The sequence below is a fragment of the Flavobacterium sp. genome (genome assembly GCF_044341265.1).
Classification (GTDB): Bacteria; Bacteroidota; Bacteroidia; order Flavobacteriales; family Flavobacteriaceae; genus Flavobacterium.
The window spans coordinates 1-22043 of record NZ_JBIISA010000042.1; the positions used below are offsets into that span (position 1 = coordinate 1).

The window sequence follows — 22043 nt, forward strand, 5'->3', positions numbered from 1 at the left end:
AAAAAACAGTTGCAAAAAGTAAAACGCTTATAACGGATGTATAAAATCCTACTATAAGCGTTTTTTTATTCTCTAAAAAACGGTGCTAATCAAAATAAACGATGTTTTTCAGTGCCCTCCGTAATTGAATGGTCTTTTTTTTAGTGATCTTCGTTAGTACAAAGTCCGATAATTTCATGAAATACATCGTGCAATTTTGTCAATGATTCGGTTAGTTCTTTATCCGATTTTTTGCTTTTAACAAGTTTATCAAGTTTTTTACTATCGATAGCTAATTTTTGTACGGCAGCCACTACTTCTTTTTTATTGAACTCAGCAGGAATTATTGATTTTGCTAACAAATTTGCTTTCTCAACCATTTCACCCGAACGTTTTCTAAGAGGTTCTAAATTTCCTTCTTCACTTGGATGAAACGTTTGCGACATAACTTTATGAAAATCTTTTAATGCTTGCCAATCATCAAATTTACCTTTGGTAGCTACTTTGTAATTGTTACTCACTTCATTCCAATTGATAACATTCCAAATAGCGGTTAAATAATCGGCACGTTTGTTTTGATATTTTAAATAGTAAGCATGTTCCCAAACGTCTATTCCTAAAATTGGAGTTCCTTTGCTCTCAACTACATCCATCAAAGGATTATCTTGGTTTGGTGTTGAAGAAACTACCAACTTTTTATCTTTATCTACAGACAACCAAGCCCATCCTGAACCAAATCTTGTTGCAGCTGCTGCATTAAGTTTTTCTTTTAAAGCATCAAAACTACCAAAAGACTCATTTATAGCTTTTTCTAACTCTGGTGATGGTTTAGTGTTTTTTTCTGGTGTAAGTATCGACCAAAACAATTCGTGGTTGTAATGTCCTCCAGCATTATTTCTAACTGCTGGTGTTTGTTTAGATACCGACGCAAAAATATCCTTCAAAGACATCTTTTCTGCTTCGGTTCCTGCAATAGCTGCATTAAGATTTTTGACATAAGCGGCGTGATGCTTACTGTAATGTATTTCCATTGTTTGTGCATCTATAAATGGCTCTAAAGCATTGTAAGCATAAGGCAATGGTTTTTGGGTAAACTGTGCCGAGGTAACAAAACCCATTAACAATAAAACAGCAACTAATCGATTATTTTTCATTGTTTAAAATATTAAAAAACGTTACTAAAATTCATTTGATGTAAATCAGATAAAATGTTTTATTTACAAATAAATATCCTCAAAGTACAACATTCAAAGGTACGGAAATTCAATAAAATATTCATCAAAGTTCGGCTTTTAAGCATTAATTAACACAAAAATGTTATCGTAACAATAGGTTACTTTTGTGAATAGCTTTTTTTAAGTATTTTTGATAAAAATAAAAGTTTTAATGAAAAAAATAATTCCTTTTTTAATTACCTTATTTGTTACAACAATCGGTAGTTCTCAAAATAATACCTCAACGAAACAACTAAAATTTGAAACTATTTATTACGATGCAATCTACAAATGGGTGGCATTTCCTAAAGCGGAAACCGATTCTACTTATGTATATGGTTATATTTATTTAGATATGCAAGCTGGTCTCACTTTTAATCATGAAGGTACCTTTCATGAAGACAAAACTGGTAAATTGGTTAGTAGTAAAAAAGATTCGAACAGCATGATTAAAATGCGCTTAGGAAATACTACCAAAAATGTGGCAGTTTTATCATCGGTTCAAATAAAAGAGTTAGGTGTACTTCCTGTTCCTGATTGGTTGAAAAATTATAAGAAACCCATTGATGATGCAGAATCATTAACACGAACAGGTTATCATCTTAATGCTGTGGGCGGAAGTAAAAAGGCATTAGAATTTTTATTAAAAGCTTACAAGAAATCACCTCATCATAAAGGTTTGGAGTTTGAATTGGGTTATGCCTACAATGCACTTGGTCAATATGAGAAAGCTATAGAAATTCTAAATAAAGCTACCACCAACGACCCAAAAAATGCTTTGTTGTATAAGGAATTTGGTTATGCTTATCTAAACTTACACAAATTACCAGAGGCAGAAGCCATTTATAAAAGAGGCGTTGAAATTGCTACTGATAAAGAATTGAGTTGTGAAATGGCAATTAACATGGCTAATTATTATTTCATTCAGAAAAGTAAAGACAAGTTCAACGAATGGGCCAATCTTGTTAAGCAAAATGCTTCACCAAATTCACAATACATTAAATACATTGAATACTTCGAGAAAGAATGGGAAAGTAAACGATAAAAAACAATGCTTTTATTTTAATTTAAGCATCCAAAGATCATTATTGCCTCTGTTTATATTAACATCAAAATCTGAACTTTGAGATTCACCAACAATAAAAATTTCATTATTATTATTTTGATAAAAATCTTGAGCAATATCAATATTTGAACCTCCAAAAGTTTTTTGCCAATAAACTTTAGAGTTCGCTTTATTATCAACTTCTAGAAACCAAAAATCATTTTGTCCTTTATTTGGTTTTCCATCAAGAATACTTCTAGTATTTCCAACGATACCAAAGTTTCCATTTGAAAGCAATTTGATAGATGTGGCTATATCAAATTCTGAACCTCCAAAAGATTTATTCCAAATAAGATGTCCATGATCATCAATATGAATAACCCATGCGTCAAAACCACCTAGAGATTTTGAAACGTCTTTATCAAGACTGTTAGTTCTTCCAACAATTAAATACGAATTATTATTTGTTTTTGTTATTCCATATGCTTGATCTATAGCAGAACCTCCATAATTATGTTTCCATTGCAAAGACCCATTTGCATTTATTTTTACCGCCCAAAAATCATAACTTCCTTTGTTATCTATAATGTCAAAATTTGAACTTTCAGAATATCCAACCATAACTAAACCTCCATCGTTTGCCTCGACTACATCATTAACTCGATCGTTTTGCGTTCCACCAAAATAGCGATACCACATAAAATTTCCTTGTCCATCAATTTTAACACCAATATATTCGCCCGAACCGTGAAGAACACCTTTATGTCCCATTTCGTGACCCTCTCCATTATTTTGTGTGCCACCACTTCCTTCAATACCCGAATATTCAGAAAAACCAACAACAAAGTAACCTCCGTCACTAGTTTGAATTATTTTGTGTGCATGATCATGACCTGAAAAACCATAATTTTTTGTCCATAAAACAGTACCCGAACCTGTAATTTTAGCTACAAAAAAATCGTGTAAGCCAAAGTTGTTAGGCACATCACCATCGGAACTTTCTGTATAGCCAGAAATAATAAAGTTACCGTCATTAGTAGCTATAATACTCGTTCCGTAATCATTTTTAGAACCTCCAATTGTTCTGCTCCACTCTTTATTTCCGAGATTATCTATTTTTATAATCCAAATATCTATTTCATCATTTTCTTTAACAATATCACCATCTGAACTGTTGGTTTGCCCAACAACAATCATACCTCCATCATTAGTTTTTACAACACCTCCAATTTTTTCATTTAAAGAACCCCCAAAAGTTTTGCTTAAAACAAGACTTAATTCAGAGCTAGAATTAAGAGAGTTTTCTTGTTCAGAATTTGAACATGAAAAAAAGATAAAAATAATTGTAAAAACTAGTATCCTCATTTTACTATTAATTTTAGTGAAGTTGAATTATTTACTTTAATCATATAAAAGCCTGAATTTAAATCTTCAATATTCAAATCTAATCGATTATTATTTATAGAATTTATAATTTTAACACTTTTACCTATTAAATCAAAAATCTCTATTGTCTCAATTAGGTTTTCAGATTGAATACTAACCCAATTTGTTGCTGGATTTGGACTTAACTGAAATGAATCTCTCTCAAAATTTTGAAAACTTAAGGATGCACTTTTCTTTACAATAAACAAACCTCTATCGATATCACTCATAATAATACTTCCGCTTGCAAAAAATGGATAAGTATTCCAAACTCCATTAAATTGAGCATTATTAGTAATAGGATAGGTGTCAAAAAAAGCAATTTCATTCATCGTATTTGTTGCTGTAATAGAACCCGTATTGAGAATTCGAAGTCCTGCGGTATAACTAGCTAGGAAAAAATCATTTCCTACGCAATAACCATTATGATCTATTGCTGGTGTTGTTCCATAATATTCTCCTTTTAAAACAGGATTGTCTAAGTCGGTCATATCAATAATAATTGACCTTCCGTTAAAACCAAATTCAAGTTCATCTAATTCATCACTTAATATCCAATACTTTTGATCAGGAGTAAACCAACCTTGATGCGCATAAGAATTATTTGGATAAAAGAAATTAGATATCGTTACCGGATTTGATTTATCTGTAACATCTACAATTGAAACTTTTGATTCATTTGCACCCATAAATATTTCTTTACCTTGATGATCTAGATCAGGACCACTATAAACAACAATTTGTGCGTCATGAGTATAACCCTCATCATCATAAGAACCCACTAGAACCGGTAATAATGGATTTTGCATATTTAAAATTTGTGGACCTCCATTTACAAGATTTGTTCCATCACAATAAGTAAAACCTGTAGCAGGATTGCTTGACACAGTATGACAACTTCCAAAGCCACTATATCTTGCGTCTGGAAGGAATGTTTGAGGAGTTGTTACATTTCGTAATCTTGTTAAATCGAATATTTGCATACCATGTCCAGCTGTTTCACTAACGATTAATGCATGATTGTTTATCACGCTAATTTCACGCCAAATACTTGATGTATTATTATGTCCTAAAATTTTACCTTTATAAACAGGTGCGCTAGGATTGGTAATGTCAACAAAAGCAGTATGTGTTGTGCATCCCATAATAGCATATTCTTTATTGGTCAAAGGATCTGTCCATCCCCAACATCCACTTCCCTCGGTTGTGTTATTATTGCCTCCTATTTGAGAAAAAGTCATATGCGCTTTTAAATCAATATTATTACAAGGATATATTCCTGCAAATCCATTGACACAATTTTGAGCTATAGCAAAACTTGAAACACTTAAAAGTAAAATAATTATGAGTTTTTTCATAACTTTTTTTAAAATTGTTGATTACACATGTAAAGCTCTATTATCTGTTGCTGCCAATGCTGCTTCTTTGATTGCTTCTGCAAAAGTAGGATGCGCATGACTCATTCTAGAAATATCTTCTGCAGACGCTCTGAATTCCATTGCTGTAACTGCTTCTGCTATTAAATCGGCACAACGAGCACCAATCATATGAACACCAAGTACCTCATCTGTTTTAGCATCCGCTAAGATTTTTACAAATCCATCGGTATCACCACCTGCACGAGCTCTTCCCAATGCTTTGAATGGAAAACTTCCTGCTTTGTATGTAACACCATCTGCTTTTAATTGTTCTTCTGTTTTTCCAACAGCAGCAACTTCTGGCCAAGTATACACAACACCTGGAATTAAATTATAATCAATATGTGGTTTTTGACCTGCTAAGATTTCAGCAACCATTACTCCTTCTTCTTCCGCTTTGTGAGCTAACATCGCACCACGAACAACATCACCAATAGCGTAAATATTTGAAACATTGGTTTGCAAATGGTCGTTTACTTCAATTTGTCCTCTTTCTGTTAACTTCACTCCTGCTTTGTCAGCATTCAATCCGTCAGTATAAGGACGACGACCAACAGAAACTAGAGAATAATCACCTTCTAAAGTGATGATTTCTCCTTTAGCATTTTCTGCTTTAACTGTAACTGTTTTTCCTTTTCTATCAACCGATTGAACTTTGTGAGAAGTATAGAATTTCATTCCTTGTTTCTTCAATACTTTAGTCAATTCTTTAGACAAAGCTGCATCCATTCCTGGAATGATTCTGTCCATAAATTCTACTACCGAAACCTCAGCACCAAGACGAAGATAAACTTGTCCTAATTCAATTCCGATAACTCCACCACCAATAATAACTAAATGCTTAGGAACTTCAGGCAATTTTAACGCTTCTGTAGAAGTAATAACTCTTTCTTTATCTAATTTTATAAAAGGCAAACTTGATGGTTTAGAACCTGTTGCAATGATAATGTTTTTAGCTTCCACTACTTCAGATGAACCATCAGCTTTGGTTACTTTTACATGAGTAGCATCTTCAAATGAACCAACGCCTTCAAGAACTGTAACCTTGTTTTTATCCATAAGGAACTTTACACCACCAGAAGTTTGATCAACAACGGCTTGCTTACGTTCAATCATTTTGGTCAAGTTTACTTTTACTTTTCCAGAAACTTCAATTCCATGGTCAGCAAAATGTTGTAACTCTTCATAATGATGTGATGAAGCTAAAAGCGCTTTTGATGGAATACAACCTACATTTAAGCAAGTACCTCCAAGCGTTGGATATTTTTCAATAATAGCGGTATTAAAACCTAATTGGGCACAACGAATTGCAGAAACATATCCGCCTGGACCTGAACCTATAATGACTACGTCAAATGAACTCATATTATATATTTTTGTGTGTTTTTATTAAATAGTGTTGCAAAATTACGAATGTTTTTTGGTATTTTAATTGATTGTGTAATCTTTTCAAAAGGAAATTATTTTTTGCCTTTTAAGCTTACTTCTCTTTCATAGAAAGCCACGAGCAAAAATCGCCGTAACCCTTGCTACACAAAGAAAACGTTTTCGTAGATTTTTATTTTTTATGATATTTATCAGTTAATTTAAGTAGTTAAAATTGGAACTTTGGACTATAAAATTTAAGCTTTTAAAGAATACTAAAATAAGAACTAAAACTTTTAACTATGAAAAACATTAAAGTCATTCAAGAACTTCACGATTTAGGAATCACTGGCTACCATGAAGTGGTTTATAACCCAACCTACGAAGAATTGTTTCAAGCAGAAACTTCTCATTTCCGCAAAGGATATGAAAAAGGTGCTGTAACCGATTCTGGTGCTGTAGCTGTTAAAACTGGAGTATTTACAGGACGTTCTCCAAAAGACCGTTATATTGTTAAAGATGATGTTACCAAAGATACTATCTATTGGGATGACAAAGTGAATTTCCCAACTACGCAAGAAGTTTGGAGCGAACTAAAAAAATTGGTTTTAAAACAACTTTCAACTTCTAAAAAATTGTATGTAGTTGACGCTTTTTGTGGAACCAACAAAGATACTCGTCTTAAAGTGCGTTTCGTAATGGAAGTAGCTTGGCAAGCACATTTTGTTACCAATATGTTCATTCGTCCATCTATCTATGAATTAGAAAACTTTGGTGAACCTGATTTTATCGTAATGAATGGTTCTAAAACAACCAATCCAAACTGGAAAGAACACGGATTAAATTCTGAAAACTTCGTATTATTCAATCTTACCGAGAAAATCCAAATCATTGGTGGTACTTGGTATGGTGGTGAAATGAAAAAAGGAATGTTTGCTATGATGAACTATTACCTTCCTCTAAAAGGAATGGCTTCTATGCACTGTTCTGCCAATGTAGGTGAAGATGGAGACGTTGCAATCTTTTTCGGACTATCTGGAACAGGAAAAACTACGTTATCTGCCGATCCAAAACGTTATTTAATTGGTGATGACGAACATGGATGGGATAACAATGGTGTCTTTAACTATGAAGGAGGTTGTTATGCCAAAGTAATTGATTTATCAGAAGAAAACGAACCAGACATTTGGAGAGCTATCAAACGAGATGCTTTATTAGAAAATGTTGTAGTCAATGAATATGGAGAAGTAGATTACTACGACCACTCTATTACAGAAAACTCTCGTGTTTCTTATCCAATTTATCACATCAATAAAATTGTTCTTCCTTCTAAAGCAGGACATGCTAGCAAAATCATTTACTTATCTGCAGATGCTTTTGGTGTACTGCCTCCAGTTTCTATCTTAGACGAAGAACAAGCACAATACCATTTCCTTTGCGGATTTACTTCTAAATTAGCCGGAACCGAAAGAGGTATTACAGAACCACAACCATCATTCTCTCCAGCTTTTGGTGAAGCATTCTTAACCTTACACCCAACAATGTATTCTAAAACTTTGGTGGCAAAAATGAAAGAACACAATGCTAAAGCTTATCTTGTAAACACTGGTTGGAATGGAACTGGAAAACGTATATCTTTAAAAAATACACGTGCTATCATTGATGCCATTATTGATGGAAGTATAGAAAAAGCTGAAACAGTTAAAATTCCGTTTTTGAATTTGACAGCTCCAAAAACATTAGCTAATGTAGACGATATTCTTGATCCAAGAACTACTTACAAAGAGGTAGCTGAATGGGAGAAAAAAGCAAAAGAATTGACAGTACTTTACAATAAAAACTTTGAGCAATATACCGATACTGAAGAAGGTAAACGATTGATAATTGCTGGACCAAGTTTATAACCACTTTAAACCAATACCAATGGAAAAATTTCACTATCTTTCCATTGGTATTTAAATGCAACAACAATGGACTGGATAATTGATTTATTTACAAAGCAATCTTTTGCTCAAACGGTGATAATATTCGGTTTAGTCATTGCCTTTGGTATTTGGTTTGGTAAAATTAAAATCTTCGGAATTTCTCTCGGAGTGACTTGGGTACTTTTTGTAGGCTTACTATTCTCTTACATTGGTATTTCAGTCAATCATGAATTACAAGATTTCTTGAAAGAATTCGGATTGGTATTATTTGTTTATACCCTTGGATTGCAAGTAGGTCCGGGTTTCTTTGCCTCTCTCAACCGAAACGCTTTGGTAACTAACATGCTAGCAGCTTTAGTTGTTATTTTTGGAGTAGCTACAACCTTAATTCTATATTATTTATCTACCAATCCCATATCAATCATGACAGGGATTATGAGTGGAGCCGTTACTAATACACCAGGTTTAGGTGCTGCTCAAACTACAATTACCAATCTGCATCATGTAACAAATGACAATTCTTTGGTTACTTTAGCCTACGCCGTTGCTTATCCTTTTGGGGTTTTCGGAATAATTATCTCAATGGTAGTTTTAAAGAAAATATACAAAGTTGACATCGAACACGAAACCGAATTGCAAAATAAACTCAACAATCTTAGAGAAGACAAAGTCATTTCTAAACATTTGAAATTAGAAAACCAACAATTGATAGGAAAACCTATTAGTGCTGTTTTTGAAATGATAAAAAAGCCTATTGTAGTTTCTAGAATGTTTCATAATGGAATTATCATCACGCCTACTCCAAAAGAAATTTTATCAGAAAATGATGTATTGCTGATTGTTGCTCAAAAAAATACTTTCGATCAATTGCATCTTCTTATAGGTTCTGAAAGTGATATGAATCTGAAAACTGCCATTGACAGCAAACTAGTTACAAGTCATGTTGTGGTTACCAATAAAGAAATTACACACAAAAGATTGGGTGATATTCCAGAATTTCATCAACATGATTTTACTTTTACAAGATTGTACCGTGCCGGAACCCAAATGGTGCCTAATGGAAACATAGCTTTACAATTGGGTGATACTATAAAAGTCGTAGGAACGCAAGAAGGTTTAGAAAGAGTAACCAATGTATTAGGAAATTCCTTAAAACGATTGGAAGTGCCTGACATCGCTCCTATTTTCATCGGAATTGTCTTAGGAATCATTGTAGGAAGTATTCCTTTCCAAATTCCTAACATTCCGGTTCCTGTCAAAATTGGTTTGGCCGGAGGACCATTAATTATTGCTTTATTATTAAGTCGTTTTGGAAACAAATTCTATTTGAACAATTACACAACAAATAGCGCCAACTTGATGATAAGAGAATTAGGAATTACCTTATTCCTTGCTAGTGTTGGTCTGAGTAGCGGTTCTAAAATCGCAACTGCTTTTGAAGGTGGTAATGGATTTTACTGGATTGGAATTGGTATAGTAATTACTATTCTTCCGCTGTTGCTTGTTGGTATAATTGCGAAAAAATACTTCAAGAAAAACTACTTTGAAATTTGTGGATTATTGGCTGGAGCTTCAACCGATCCTCCTGCATTAGCTTTTGCTTTGAAAATGGCAGGCAATGATATTCCGTCTTCAACCTACGCAACGGTTTATCCGTTAACAATGATTATGCGTATTGTAGCGGCACAATTACTAATTTTAATGTTCTCCTAATAATAAAGTTTACAAAACAGTATCACAATACAAATGCGGTACTGTTTTTTACTTGTCCAATCATGAAAGTACTGTGCGTACTACCAATGTGATTTAAGGTAGTAAGTTTTGTTACCATAAACTCTCGATATTCTTCCATGTCTTTTACACAAATTTTTAGAATGTAATCATAATCACCGCTAACGTGGAAACATTCTAATACTTCATCCAATTTTACGACTTCGCTTTCAAATTTTGTCAAGAAATCTTTAGAATGTTGGATAAGCTTGATATGACAAAACACCACAAATCCTTTGTCTATTTTATTTCTGTTAAGTAAAGCTACATACTTGTCAATAATTCCTTCTCGCTCTAATTTTTTAATTCGCTCATAAACAGCTGTTACTGATAAATTCAATTTCAAAGAAAGTTCTTTAGTAGTTTTCTTAGTATCCTCTTGCAAAAGCTGAAGGAGATTTTTGTCGATAGTATCCATGGAAATTAAAAATTAGAAGTTTTCAAAAATCTATAAATTAAAATTTATTGCGTCAAATTTAGTTATATTTTCATTATAAAATAGTTTTTATAGTTTTAAAATCTAATTAATTCAATTACTATTGACTTTTAATCTAATATTAATCAATTTTGAAATCAAATAAACAAATTCATAACTGATAACTGATAACTGATAACCGATAACCGACAACAAAAAAATATGAACAACTTCAACCCAGCCGATAAAATACAAGACTTACAATATTTTGGAGAATTTGGTGGTGTTAACCCATCCATTTCTGATAGTTCTACTTATACGTTTCTTTCTGCTAAAACCATGTTTGATACTTTTGAAGGAAATGCTGAAGGATGCTATTTGTATTCGCGTCATTCCTCACCGAGTAATTTGTATTTAGACAAAGCTATTGCAGCTATGGAAGGTACAGAAGCGGCTAATGTTTCTGCCTCTGGAATGGGAGCAATTACACCTACTCTTTTGCAATTGTGTAGTCAAGGTGATCATATTGTTTCTAGCCGAACTATCTATGGTGGAACGTATGCTTTCCTGAAAAACTTTACACCAAAGTTTGGCATTAAAACATCCTTTGTTGACATTACCAAACTTGACGTTGTAGAAGCAGCTATTACGCCAAATACCAAAGTAATTTATTGCGAAACCGTAAGTAATCCGTTGCTTGAAGTTGCCGATATTACAGGATTAGCTAAGTTGGCTATCAAACACAATTTGAAATTAGTTGTAGACAATACCTTTTCGCCTTTGTCGGTAGCTCCTGCCAAAATGGGTGCCGATATTGTCATTCATTCCTTAACCAAATACATTAATGGAAGTAGCGATACTGTTGGCGGTGTAGTTTGTGGCTCAAGAGAATTCATCAACAGTTTGAAAGACGTAAACTCAGGAGCAAGTATGCTTCTTGGACCAACAATGGACAGCTTGAGAAGTGCCTCTGTAATGAAAAATTTACGCACGCTGCATATTAGAATGAAGCAACACAGTTACAATGCAATGTATTTGGCTACCAAATTTGAAAACGATGGTTTGAAAATAGTTTATCCTGGTTTAGCAAGTCATCCAAGTCATCAATTGTATGCTAGTATGATTAATCCAGAATATGGTTTTGGAGGCATGATGACTGTTGACGTTGGTACAATTGACAAAGCCAACGAATTAATGGAGTTAATGCAAGATAGAAATCTAGGTTACCTTGCTGTAAGTTTAGGCTTCTACAAAACCTTATTCTCAGCACCAGGAACATCAACATCTTCAGAAATTCCTTTGGAAGAACAAAAAGAAATGGGACTAACTGATGGACTAATTCGTTTTTCAATTGGTTTAGATAACGATATTGAACGCACCTACCAAATGATGAAAGAATGCATGAACGAGTTAAATATCATATAATTTGTATAGAAAAAAATTAAAATTACGTTAATTTATTAACCACTTTCGAAAATTCGTTAGTGGTTTTTTTACATTTGAAATAAAAACATGAAGCAATTTCTTATTTTATTTTTAATATTTAGTCAATTTTCTTTTTCGCAAACTGATGCTAAATTGTATGAAATTATAGAATCAATTTCAAGTAATCGCATAGAAAAAGACATTAAAACCCTAGCAAATTTTGGAACACGAAATACTTTTAGTGACACTATTTCTGATAAAAGAGGAATTGGTGCCGCAAGAAGATGGATTAAATCAGAGTTTGATAAAATATCTAAAGAGTGTAACAATTGTTTAGAGGTTAGCTATCAAAAAGATTTTGTTACTACTAACGATGGTGAACGCGTTCCCAAAGATACGTGGATTGTTAATGTGGTTGCAATTCAAAAAGGAACAAAATATCCAAATAGATATGTAATAATGTCTGGAGATATAGACAGTAGAAATTCTGACACTATGGATTATACCGGTGATGCACCAGGCGCAAATGATAATGCAAGTGGAATGGCGGGTACAATAGAAGCTGCTAGAGTTTTAAGCAAATATAAATTTGAAAACAGTATCATATATTTAGGTCTATCTGGTGAAGAACAAGGTTTATTTGGAGGAAAAGGTTTTGCAGAATTTGCAAAAAAAAATAATTTTGAAATAATAGGTGTTTTTAATAATGATATGATCGGAAATATTGAAGGTGTAGATGGTGTAATTGATAATAGAACCTTTAGAATTTTTTCTGAACCTACAAATATAACAGATACAGAAAAAGAACAAAAAAACAGACGTTTTTATGGTGGTGAAGTGGATGGTGTTTCACGTCAGTTAGCACGATATATTCATAAAACTGTTTCTACTTACATGCCCGAAATGAACCCAATGATGGTATACCGTTTAGATCGATTTGGTCGTGGTGGACATCATAGACCATTCAATGACTTAGGTTATGCGGCTATTAGAATTATGGAAGCACACGAAAATTACAATCGTCAACACCAAAATTTAAGAACAGAAAACGGAATAAAATATGGTGATGTTATTGAAGGTGTGAATTTTGATTATGCAAATAAACTAACAGCTGTTAATGCAATTTGTTTAGCGGCTTTAGCACAAGCACCAGAAAGTCCAAAAAACGTTTTGATTGGTGGCATTGTAGAACCTAATACCAAACTAAAATGGGAAAAATCTAATGATAATGATATTATTGGTTACAAAATTTACTGGCGATTAACTACTTCACCGCAATGGGAAAATAGCCGATTTGTGGGAAATGTTGATTTTTATGAACTCAAAGGAATTGTAATCGATAATTATTTTTTCGGAGTTGCAGCGGTTTATAAAAACGGACATGAAAGTCTGATTACGTTTCCTAAAGATATTATAAGATCTACCTTTAAAAGAAATTAAAAAAATCCCGTCAATAAACTTGACGGGATTTTTTTATACATTTTCTTTATTCAACTTACTATTCTTATAACTAAATCCAAAGTAAATTGCCAAACCAATTAGCAACCAACAGCTGAAATAAATCCAATTCCAAACACTTAATTCTGCCATCATGTAAAGACAACAAACCAAACCTAAAAGCGGAATTAAAGATAAATTTTTACGCCATGACCATGAAGCAAAGTATACTAACGACAATAGGAAAATCCACATCGGTATTTTGTGTTTGAACAATTGAAAACCACTTTCATATTTTAGATTGTTATCAATTGGCAACGAATTAACCACATTCTCATATGCTTTATCATCCTCAGAAAACTTACTCAATACTTCTTCTAAATCGGCTGAAGCGTCTTTAACCAAAAGATTTTGTTGCAAGTACGTCATCACCTCTTTTACCTGAGTTTCTTCTAACGAAGTCACAATAGTCGTCGGATTGTTGATTTGTTTTTCATTGGTAATAAAATCCATTGTTGCTTTTTTATTAACCGTAAAAGCAATGATAGCTCCAATAAGGATTAGCAACGGAAATATATATTTTGAATTCAAATAAGGCGTTTTAAACTTTCCTCTTGGAATATCGGGTTTGTTTTGCAAAACAAGAACTCCAGCACAAACTAAAACAAAGGCAAATAAGGTACCAATACTACATAAATCGGTTACCATAGTAAGATTTAAAAACAACGCCGGAATTGCCACAACAAATCCAGTTACGATGGTTGCATAAGAAGGCGTTTTGTATTTTGGATGCACTTTAGAAAATCGTTTTGGCAACAATCCATCACGACTCATACTCATCCAAATTCGAGGTTGTCCCATTTGGAAAACTAATAAAACACTCGCCATCGCAACTACTGCACTCACGGCAATAATTCCAGACATCCATTTTAAATCTAATTTATCAAATACAAATGCTAAAGGATCACCAACATTCAAATCGGCGTAATTCACCATTCCTGTCAAAACTAATGCTATAATAACGTATAAAATGGTACAAATAATAATTGCCCACATCATTCCTTTAGGTAAATCTCTTTGAGGATCTTTACATTCTTCTGCCGTAGTTGAAATGGCATCAAAACCAATGTAAGCAAAGAAAACTGCCGAAACTCCTTTCAAGATTCCTCCTACTCCATTAGGTGCAAACGGAGTCCAATTAGCAGTATCTACATAAAAAACACCAACTGCTATAACTAATAATATGATACAAAGTTTTACAACAACCATCAAGTTACTAGCATTTCTAGACTCTTTCATTCCTCTGTAAACCAGATAAGTAATGATAACAATAATCAATAATGCAGGTAAATCGGCAACTAAATGAAAAGAACCAATCGTTGGCGATGTGGTGTAGGCTGTATAAGCCAATTGCAAACTTTCCGATAAATTTTCAAATGTTTTTCCACCATTCATTAAAGCGGTAGCTTCTTCAAAACCTTTGGAAGCAGTTAGATAATCCATTTGAATCCATTGTGGTAAATGCAATCCGCCACTCTCGAGAAGTCCTGTAAAATAATCACTCCAGGAAATCGCAACGGTAATATTTCCGATGGCATACTCCATAATCAATGCCCAACCGATAATCCAAGCGATAATTTCACCAAAAGCTACATACGAATACGTGTACGCACTACCAGAAACTGGAACCATTGAAGCAAATTCAGCGTAAGCAAAAGCGGCGAAACTACAAGCAACAGCGGTAAAGATGAATAAAAAGATAACCGCTGGTCCACCATCTGAACTTGCTTTACCAATGGTACTAAAAATACCAGCGCCAATAATAGCTGCAATTCCAAAAGCAGTTAAATCTCTCGCAGTTAAATGTTTGCCCAAACTATTATGTCCATCAGCTTCATTTCTTGCAACTTGATCATTAATATCTTGTACTGTCTTTTTTCTAAATAATGTGGAAAAATTCATATTTAACGAATAGTTTATTGATGATTTATACAAAAACAAATATAACATAATTTCACATTGATTTACAAAATTGAAAAATTACAAACTATAATTAAAATCTATTAAAAAATAAATTTAAAGGATAAATTATCTATACTAACTTAATTTTTAATTTATAAATTTGTTAGAATTAAAATTGAAATTATAAACAATCAACAATAAAAAAGTTTTAAAACTAAATAATTATTAAAATTTATGGAACATTCAAACGACATTAGCAAATGCCCATTTCATCAAAATCAAAAAGGTTTGAGCGATGGTGTGAAAAATCAAGATTGGTGGCCAAAAGCACTTAATTTAGATATTTTACACCAACAAGATTCAAAAACTAATCCACTTGGAGAGGATTTTAATTATGCCGAAGAATTCAAAAAATTGGATTTACAAGCTGTAAAAAATGACTTAAAAGCGTTCATGACCGACAGTCAAGATTGGTGGCCTGCCGATTGGGGACACTATGGTGGATTGATGATTAGAATGGCTTGGCACTCTGCTGGAACTTACAGAATTTCTGATGGTCGCGGTGGCGCAGGAACTGGAAACCTTCGTTTTGCTCCACTTAACAGTTGGCCTGATAATGGAAACTTAGATAAAGCTAGAAGACTTTTATGGCCAATTAAAAAGAAATATGGTAACAAAATCTCATGGGCCGATTTAATGATTTTAGCCGGAAATATGGCTTATGAATCTATGGGATTAAAAGTGTTTGGATTTGCTGGTGGACGTGAAGATATTTGGCATCCAGAAAAAGATATTTATTGGGGTGCAGAAAAAGAATGGTTGCAAAAATCTGGTGGTGAAGGAAGTCGTTATTCTGGAGAAAGAGATTTAGAAAATCCATTGGCAGCCGTAATGATGGGATTAATTTATGTAAACCCAGAAGGTGTTGACGGACAATCTGATCCGTTAAAAACTGCTCATGACATGAGAATTACGTTTCAAAGAATGGCAATGAACGATGAAGAAACCGTTGCCTTAACTGCTGGTGGTCACACTGTAGGAAAAGCTCATGGTAATGGTGATGCTTCCGTTTTAGGTCCAGAACCCGAAGGTGGTGCCATCGAAAATCAAGGATTTGGATGGATGAACCCAAAAGGAAACGGAAACGGCGCTGACACAGTAACAAGTGGATTGGAAGGTGCTTGGACAACACATCCAACACGTTGGGATAATGAATATTTTACTTTATTATTAAACCACGATTGGGAATTAAAGAAAAGTCCAGCTGGAGCAAGTCAATGGGAACCTATAAACATGAAAGAGGAAGACAAACCTGTCGATGCTCATAATCCATCTGTAAGAAGAAATCCTATTATGACTGATGCTGATATGGCATTAAAAATTGATCCTGAATACAGAAAAATTTCTGAAAAATTTCATAATGACCAAGCCTATTTCTCTGAAGTTTTTGCAAGAGCTTGGTTCAAATTAACACATAGAGATTTAGGTCCAAAAGACAGATATTTAGGCGCTGATGTTCCTGCAGAAGATTTGATTTGGCAAGACCCAGTTCCGGCTGTAGATTACACTTTATCTGATGCTGAAATTGAAGAATTAAAAACTAAATTATTAAACAGCGGATTAACAAGAGCTGAATTAATAAACACGGCTTGGGACAGCGCAAGAACTTTTAGAGGTTCCGATTTTAGAGGTGGCGCAAATGGTGCTAGAATTCGATTAGAGCCACAAAGAAATTGGGTTGCCAATGAGCCTGAAAGATTACACAGAGTTTTAACTAAACTTGCCGAAATTCAAGCAGGTTTGAGCAAAAAAGTGAGTATTGCCGATTTAATTGTTCTTGGTGGAACAGCAGCTATCGAAAAAGCAGCTCAAGAAGGTGGATTTAACGTAAAAGTTCCTTTCCATGCAGGAAGAGGTGATGCTTCACAAGAAATGACTGATGTAGAATCGTTTGAAGTTTTAGAACCAACTAGCGATGCTTTCAGAAACTTTATGAAAGCTAAATATGTAGTACAACCTGAGGAACTAATGCTTGACAAAGCACAACTTCTTGGATTGACTGCTTCAGAAATGACGGTTTTAATTGGAGGAATGCGTGTTCTTGGTACCAACTATAACGGAACTAAACACGGTGTTTTCACCAATAACGAAGGTGTTTTGAGTAACGACTTCTTTGTGAATTTAACCGATATGAGCTACAGTTGGAAACCAGCAGGCGATAATTTATACAACATCGTTGATAAAAAATCAGGTGCAACCAAATGGACTGCTACTAGAGTGGACTTGGTTTTTGGTTCTAATTCTGTTTTGAGAGCTTACGCTGAAGTGTATGCGCAAGACGATAACAAAGAAAAATTTGTAAAAGATTTTATCAATACTTGGTCAAAAGTGATGCATTTAGATCGTTTTGATTTGAAATAAGAACTTCCAAGTTAGTATTGTTTTTCTGAAAAACCACCTTTTTAAGGTGGTTTTTGTTTTTTATGCAATTATTAGCACTTAAAAAAACACATAGTGAAATTTTAATATTAATTTTTTGTAAGAAATTTATTGATAATTTTTCTCTATTAATACATCGTAAAATGTAATAAATATCATGTTTTATATAACCTTTGTGGTTGTAAATTTGTAGTCAGAAAAACATTAATAACATTAAATAAAAACAATCATGGCATTAGTTGGAAAACAATTCCCAAACATTACAGTAGACGCCATCTCTTTTATGGGAGATAACTTAAGAATCAACGTTTTAGAAGAAGCTAAAAACAACAAGAAAAAAGTAATTTTATTCTGGTATCCAAAAGATTTTACATTCGTTTGTCCTACAGAATTACACGCTTTTCAAGCAGCGCTTCAAGAATTTGAAAAAAGAAACACTATGGTAATTGGTGCTTCTTGTGATACTAACGAAGTTCACTTTGCTTGGTTAAATACAGCTAAAGACAATGGTGGAATTGAAGGTGTAACCTACCCTATTTTGGCTGATACAACTCGTAACCTTTCGGCAGCTTTAGATATTCTTGATGCAGAATGGGTTTACAATGAAGAAATTAACGACGAAATCCTTGAAGGTTCTAATGTAACTTTCAGAGCAACTTACTTAATTGACGAAGACGGAAAAATCTTCCACGAAAGTGTAAACGATATGCCATTAGGAAGAAACGTAAACGAGTACTTGAGATTAATCGATGCTTACACACACGTTCAAACTAAAGGTGAAGTTTGTCCAGCAAACTGGGAAGAAGGAAAAGACGCAATGAGCGCTGATAGAAATTCTACTGCGGCTTATTTAGCTTCTCACTAAATTAATAAATTCCAATATTTAAAATTCCAAATTCCAATCATAAAAAATTGGAATTTGGGTTTTGAGATTTGAAAATTCAAAAAAATTATGTTTACAGAAATAGAACAAGATAATTTAGCCGAAGTAGTGGCTTCAAATGATGTGGTGGTTGTGCAATATGCAGCAAGTTGGTGCGGTAATTGCCGTATCATGAAACCAAAATTCAAGATGTTGGCTTCACAAAACGAGAGCATTCCATTCCTAATTGTAGATGCTGAAAAATTTCCAGAGTCAAGAAAAATGGCTAAAGTGGATAATCTTCCAACCTTTGCAACCTTTAAAAATGGAGTTTTAGTAAACCAAAGCCAAACAACTAAACTAGAAGTATTGACCGAATTGGTTAATGAAGTAGTTTAATTTTGATTGTTACATTTTTAGATATATCTATCTTTCTAACAATCTAAAAATCTAATAATCCAAAAATCTAAAAAATGAAATTACCTGTTATAAAACACTTAACGCAATTTATAGAAGACAACGATCAAGACTATTTGATTGAAACGATTGAAGTGTTAGAAAACCTTTGCGAAGTTCCGAGTTTGAAGGATGAAGAATTAGAAGTCATCGGCGAGTTAATCTCTAATATGTATGGCGCCATTGAAGTTCATAAAATGATCAAAGATGGCAAAGACAAGAAGGAAGCACTCAACGACTTCATGAAACGTGTACTCGGCTCAATCGATAAATAAACAGAAACTCTCAAGAAATTGGGAGTTTTTTTTGTTTGTGATTTGTAGGAATTTGGTATTTTTGATTAAAATAAGCAAACAGTAGCGCTAATCATACCCAATTTGGGTGTATTGCCGCTATAAAGTAGCGACTATATACAAGTTACCAGCAAGGTTATGAAAAACTGCAAAAAGACAACTTTAATTTTATTAATTTTAATTTTCCAAAAATCATTTGGACAAGAGAATATTATTACTGGAAAGGTTGTAGATAATCAATTAACAGAACTTCCAATGGCGCTAATCAAGTGTGGTTCAAAAATAATCGACACAACTGATTTTAGTGGTAATTTTAAATTCAAACTCACGCCAGAAATAAAAAAAATAACCATTGAATTTATCGGGTTTGATTCTGAAACAATTACTATCTCTGGAAACTGTAATGTTATAGAAGTTGTGATGCTAGAATCTGGAATTTATGATTTTGTTAGTTTAAAAACTGCAGAAAGAAAAAGAAACAGACGTAGAAATAAGTTGTTACCGAAGTTGTATGCAGAAGCATATCAGAAGAAAATCTTTAGGAATGAAAAACCCTGCTGGTAACAGCCGTTTCAAGAAATGGCGAAAAATGTGCAAAATTCACATTTTTCTTTCGCAAGAATTTTTATCTTTAACGGAAAATACGCAGTTACGAAGTTCGCCACTTCATGAAGCGGCGGAACGTTAGCAGAAATTTTATAGAACTACAAACCAACGAAAGTGTGACAAACTAACAATCAAATTTCTCAACTTCACTTTTGAGAAAAGCAATTTGTTTTTTGACTGCTTTTAACTCATTGATTTTTTCTTCTATTTGTAACAATTTATTGTCTAAAATCATCAACTTCTTTTCTTTGGTTATTCGTTTGCTATACCAAGCATCAATAAGTTCTTTAATTTCAGACAATGTAAAACCAACAGACTTTGCATCTCTTATCAAATCTAACTTATCAACTACTTCATCATCGTAATAAGTATAATTATTGCTTTTTACATCAGATTTTTTCTTGCCCATAAACAAACCGGATTTTTCGTAAAACCTTATTGTTGCTATTGGAATCCCTGTTTCTTTGGATAACTGATTTATTAATTTCATAATTGTTAATAACTTTTCTTATACTATGAACTATACTTCATACTTTATAGTTACAAATATATGACTTACTTTTGCATTTCAATATAAAAAATAAAAAAATGAGTAAAACAATTTTGATAACAGGTGCATCAACAGGAATTGGAAAATTAACTGCAATATATTTTGCCGAAAAAGGGTGGAATGTTTCCGCAACGATGAGAACAACAGAAAAGGGGAAATATTTATTGAAATATCCAAACCTAAAAGTATTTGCATTAGATGTGATGAATGAATCCAGTATAAAACAAGCAATTGATGATACAATTGCTACATTTGGAACTATTGATGTGCTGTTTAACAATGCAGGTTATGGTTTAGTTGGAGCATTTGAAGCAATGACAAACGAACAGGTAAAAAAACAGTTTGACACTAATGTATTTGGTGTTATGAATGTAACAAAAGCCATTTTACCATATTTCAGAGCTAACAAAAAAGGAATGATTATCAATACAACTTCTATGGGTGGACTTATTACATTTCCTTTATATAGCGTATATCACAGCACCAAATGGGCTTTGGAAGGGTTTATGGAAAGTTTACAATTTGAATTAAAACAATTCAATATCAAAGTTAAGAATATTGAGCCAGGAGCTATCAAAACAGAATTTGAAAATTCAATTGACTTCGTTTCAACAAAAGATTATGACAACTACACCAAACAAGCTCACAGAAATATGTTAGACACATACAAAACCGCACCAACAGGCGAAGTTGTAGCAAAAAAAGTTTGGCAAGCAGCAAATGACAATTCTAATCGTTTGAGATATGCTGTTGGTGGACAAGGACCAATTTTGTTATTCATCCGTTGGTTGTTACCACTTTCTTGGTTTACAAAAATGGTAAGTAGTCAAGTTGAAAAAGGAATTAAATACTAATGCTATGAAATTTGTAACAGACTATTTTAATGCAGAAAAATTTGAAAGCCTATTCTTCGTAGGTGTTGGAATTATCGCTATTGCATTAGGAATTTATTTTTGGTTCATTATAAAAGAACCATTTTACAAAGGATTAGCCATTCCTTTGGTATTGGTGGCTTTGATACAACTTTCAGTAGGCTCGACAGTTTATTTTAGAAGCCCAAAAGACATTTTAATGGTAGAAAATTTGATAATAAAAGAACCTTTTAAAATACAAACCGAAGAAATTCCTCGAATGAATGTTGTTATGAAGAATTTTGTCATTTATAGATATGTAGAATTGGCTTTAATGCTTTGCGGACTAATCTTGTTTTTCGTTTCCCCAAGTCAAACTATTTGGAAAGGCTTTGGAATTGGACTATTTATTCAAGCAAGCTTAATGCTTTCATTAGATTTTTTTGCAGAAAAACGTGGAACAGAATATTTAAAACAATTAACAACATTGTCAAAATAAAAACTTCTGCTAACAGGCGTAACCGTTGCACAACCACCATTTTTTAAAAATAAAATCGTAAATTATAAAAAAACAACCTCTTTTAAAGCGATTTAATAGAGGTTTGT

General features: G+C 33.2%; 18 protein-coding genes and 1 pseudogene. 12 read left to right on the forward strand and 7 right to left on the reverse strand.

Annotated features, from left to right (window positions below; all coding sequences use genetic code 11):
* Positions 1 to 464: 464 nt before the first annotated feature.
* A pseudogene (locus ACIQ06_RS14760) lies at positions 465 to 1097 on the reverse strand (superoxide dismutase); the annotation flags it as partial.
* A gap of 268 nt (positions 1098 to 1365) precedes the next feature.
* Between ACIQ06_RS14760 and ACIQ06_RS14765 the strand changes: the two are divergent.
* Positions 1366 to 2238: a tetratricopeptide repeat protein gene (locus tag ACIQ06_RS14765; protein ID WP_396147639.1), complete on the forward strand. Its 873-nt coding sequence runs from the start codon at positions 1366 to 1368 to the stop codon at positions 2236 to 2238.
* Positions 2239 to 2250: 12 nt separating this feature from the next.
* On the opposite strand, the gene ACIQ06_RS14770 is transcribed toward ACIQ06_RS14765, so the two are convergent.
* Genes ACIQ06_RS14770 through lpdA form a run of 3 tightly spaced genes read right to left on the reverse strand, consistent with a single transcriptional unit; the run spans position 2251 to position 6446 of the window.
* Positions 2251 to 3603, reverse strand: a complete 1353-nt coding sequence (locus ACIQ06_RS14770) for a hypothetical protein (protein ID WP_396147641.1) — start codon at positions 3601 to 3603, stop codon at positions 2251 to 2253.
* The gene (locus ACIQ06_RS14775) at positions 3600 to 5021 is read right to left on the reverse strand and encodes a choice-of-anchor B family protein (RefSeq protein ID WP_396147643.1); all 1422 of its coding nucleotides are present in this window, start codon (positions 5019 to 5021) and stop codon (positions 3600 to 3602) included. The genes ACIQ06_RS14770 and ACIQ06_RS14775 overlap by 4 nt, the downstream gene beginning before the upstream one ends.
* 21 nt (positions 5022 to 5042) lie before the next feature.
* Positions 5043 to 6446 (reverse strand): dihydrolipoyl dehydrogenase, encoded by a 1404-nt coding sequence (gene lpdA, locus ACIQ06_RS14780; RefSeq protein WP_396147645.1) that lies wholly within the window; start codon positions 6444 to 6446, stop codon positions 5043 to 5045.
* Positions 6447 to 6748: 302 nt separating this feature from the next.
* On the opposite strand from lpdA, the gene pckA reads away from it, so the two are divergent.
* Positions 6749 to 8350 (forward strand): phosphoenolpyruvate carboxykinase (ATP), encoded by a 1602-nt coding sequence (pckA, locus tag ACIQ06_RS14785; protein ID WP_396147647.1) that lies wholly within the window; start codon positions 6749 to 6751, stop codon positions 8348 to 8350.
* 66 nt (positions 8351 to 8416) lie between these two features.
* On the forward strand, positions 8417 to 10084 hold the full coding sequence (locus ACIQ06_RS14790) for a putative transporter (RefSeq protein ID WP_396147649.1): 1668 nt from the start codon (positions 8417 to 8419) through the stop codon (positions 10082 to 10084).
* Positions 10085 to 10106: 22 nt separating this feature from the next.
* Here ACIQ06_RS14790 and ACIQ06_RS14795 read toward each other — a convergent pair whose 3' ends face one another.
* Complete coding sequence (locus tag ACIQ06_RS14795; protein WP_396147651.1) at positions 10107 to 10559, reverse strand: Lrp/AsnC family transcriptional regulator; 453 nt, start codon at positions 10557 to 10559, stop codon at positions 10107 to 10109.
* A 219-nt stretch (positions 10560 to 10778) separates the two neighbouring features.
* Between ACIQ06_RS14795 and ACIQ06_RS14800 the strand changes: the two genes are divergently transcribed.
* Both ACIQ06_RS14800 and ACIQ06_RS14805 read left to right on the forward strand, forming a co-directional pair.
* Positions 10779 to 11981, forward strand: a complete 1203-nt coding sequence (locus ACIQ06_RS14800) for an aminotransferase class V-fold PLP-dependent enzyme (protein WP_396147653.1) — start codon at positions 10779 to 10781, stop codon at positions 11979 to 11981.
* An 87-nt stretch (positions 11982 to 12068) separates the two neighbouring features.
* Positions 12069 to 13421 carry a M28 family peptidase gene (locus ACIQ06_RS14805; protein ID WP_396147655.1) on the forward strand — a complete coding sequence of 451 codons (1353 nt, stop codon included), beginning with the start codon at positions 12069 to 12071 and terminating at the stop codon, positions 13419 to 13421.
* A 33-nt stretch (positions 13422 to 13454) separates the two neighbouring features.
* Here ACIQ06_RS14805 and ACIQ06_RS14810 read toward each other — a convergent pair whose 3' ends face one another.
* Entirely contained in the window at positions 13455 to 15380 is a 1926-nt protein-coding gene (locus tag ACIQ06_RS14810) for an amino acid permease (protein ID WP_396147657.1), read from the reverse strand.
* 234 nt (positions 15381 to 15614) lie between these two features.
* On the opposite strand from ACIQ06_RS14810, the gene katG reads away from it, so the two are divergent.
* From katG to ACIQ06_RS14835, 5 genes are all read left to right on the forward strand, one after another.
* Positions 15615 to 17801 (forward strand): catalase/peroxidase HPI, encoded by a 2187-nt coding sequence (katG, locus tag ACIQ06_RS14815; protein WP_396147659.1) that lies wholly within the window; start codon positions 15615 to 15617, stop codon positions 17799 to 17801.
* 247 nt (positions 17802 to 18048) lie between these two features.
* A complete protein-coding gene (locus tag ACIQ06_RS14820; RefSeq protein WP_396147661.1) occupies positions 18049 to 18684 on the forward strand; it encodes a peroxiredoxin in 636 nt (211 codons plus the stop codon).
* A gap of 87 nt (positions 18685 to 18771) precedes the next feature.
* Positions 18772 to 19080, forward strand: a complete 309-nt coding sequence (locus tag ACIQ06_RS14825; protein ID WP_396147663.1) for a thioredoxin family protein — start codon at positions 18772 to 18774, stop codon at positions 19078 to 19080.
* A 74-nt stretch (positions 19081 to 19154) separates the two neighbouring features.
* Positions 19155 to 19412: a DUF6952 family protein gene (locus ACIQ06_RS14830; protein WP_396147665.1), complete on the forward strand. Its 258-nt coding sequence runs from the start codon at positions 19155 to 19157 to the stop codon at positions 19410 to 19412.
* 156 nt (positions 19413 to 19568) lie between these two features.
* On the forward strand, positions 19569 to 19994 hold the full coding sequence (locus tag ACIQ06_RS14835) for a carboxypeptidase-like regulatory domain-containing protein (protein WP_396147667.1): 426 nt from the start codon (positions 19569 to 19571) through the stop codon (positions 19992 to 19994).
* 166 nt (positions 19995 to 20160) lie between these two features.
* Here the strand turns inward: ACIQ06_RS14835 and ACIQ06_RS14840 are convergent, their stop codons facing one another.
* A complete protein-coding gene (locus ACIQ06_RS14840) occupies positions 20161 to 20526 on the reverse strand; it encodes a MerR family transcriptional regulator (RefSeq protein ID WP_396147670.1) in 366 nt (121 codons plus the stop codon).
* A gap of 98 nt (positions 20527 to 20624) precedes the next feature.
* On the opposite strand from ACIQ06_RS14840, the gene ACIQ06_RS14845 reads away from it, so the two are divergent.
* Both ACIQ06_RS14845 and ACIQ06_RS14850 read left to right on the forward strand, forming a co-directional pair.
* Positions 20625 to 21440 (forward strand): SDR family oxidoreductase, encoded by an 816-nt coding sequence (locus tag ACIQ06_RS14845; protein ID WP_396147672.1) that lies wholly within the window; start codon positions 20625 to 20627, stop codon positions 21438 to 21440.
* A gap of 4 nt (positions 21441 to 21444) precedes the next feature.
* Positions 21445 to 21936 (forward strand): hypothetical protein, encoded by a 492-nt coding sequence (locus ACIQ06_RS14850; protein ID WP_396147674.1) that lies wholly within the window; start codon positions 21445 to 21447, stop codon positions 21934 to 21936.
* Positions 21937 to 22043 lie beyond the last annotated feature (107 nt).

Bases quoted from the DNA above. Each gene is read 5' to 3' on its own strand.
- ACIQ06_RS14765 (WP_396147639.1), top strand. From the start codon at position 1,366: ATGAAAAAAATAATTCCTTTTTTAATTACCTTATTTGTTACAACAATC.
- ACIQ06_RS14770 (WP_396147641.1), bottom strand. From the start codon at position 3,603: ATGAGGATACTAGTTTTTACAATTATTTTTATCTTTTTTTCATGTTCA.
- ACIQ06_RS14775 (WP_396147643.1), bottom strand. From the start codon at position 5,021: ATGAAAAAACTCATAATTATTTTACTTTTAAGTGTTTCAAGTTTTGCT.
- lpdA (WP_396147645.1), bottom strand. From the start codon at position 6,446: ATGAGTTCATTTGACGTAGTCATTATAGGTTCAGGTCCAGGCGGATAT.
- pckA (WP_396147647.1), top strand. From the start codon at position 6,749: ATGAAAAACATTAAAGTCATTCAAGAACTTCACGATTTAGGAATCACT.
- ACIQ06_RS14790 (WP_396147649.1), top strand. From the start codon at position 8,417: ATGGACTGGATAATTGATTTATTTACAAAGCAATCTTTTGCTCAAACG.
- ACIQ06_RS14795 (WP_396147651.1), bottom strand. From the start codon at position 10,559: ATGGATACTATCGACAAAAATCTCCTTCAGCTTTTGCAAGAGGATACT.
- ACIQ06_RS14800 (WP_396147653.1), top strand. From the start codon at position 10,779: ATGAACAACTTCAACCCAGCCGATAAAATACAAGACTTACAATATTTT.
- ACIQ06_RS14805 (WP_396147655.1), top strand. From the start codon at position 12,069: ATGAAGCAATTTCTTATTTTATTTTTAATATTTAGTCAATTTTCTTTT.
- ACIQ06_RS14810 (WP_396147657.1), bottom strand. From the start codon at position 15,380: ATGAATTTTTCCACATTATTTAGAAAAAAGACAGTACAAGATATTAAT.
- katG (WP_396147659.1), top strand. From the start codon at position 15,615: ATGGAACATTCAAACGACATTAGCAAATGCCCATTTCATCAAAATCAA.
- ACIQ06_RS14820 (WP_396147661.1), top strand. From the start codon at position 18,049: ATGGCATTAGTTGGAAAACAATTCCCAAACATTACAGTAGACGCCATC.
- ACIQ06_RS14825 (WP_396147663.1), top strand. From the start codon at position 18,772: ATGTTTACAGAAATAGAACAAGATAATTTAGCCGAAGTAGTGGCTTCA.
- ACIQ06_RS14830 (WP_396147665.1), top strand. From the start codon at position 19,155: ATGAAATTACCTGTTATAAAACACTTAACGCAATTTATAGAAGACAAC.
- ACIQ06_RS14835 (WP_396147667.1), top strand. From the start codon at position 19,569: ATGAAAAACTGCAAAAAGACAACTTTAATTTTATTAATTTTAATTTTC.
- ACIQ06_RS14840 (WP_396147670.1), bottom strand. From the start codon at position 20,526: ATGAAATTAATAAATCAGTTATCCAAAGAAACAGGGATTCCAATAGCA.
- ACIQ06_RS14845 (WP_396147672.1), top strand. From the start codon at position 20,625: ATGAGTAAAACAATTTTGATAACAGGTGCATCAACAGGAATTGGAAAA.
- ACIQ06_RS14850 (WP_396147674.1), top strand. From the start codon at position 21,445: ATGAAATTTGTAACAGACTATTTTAATGCAGAAAAATTTGAAAGCCTA.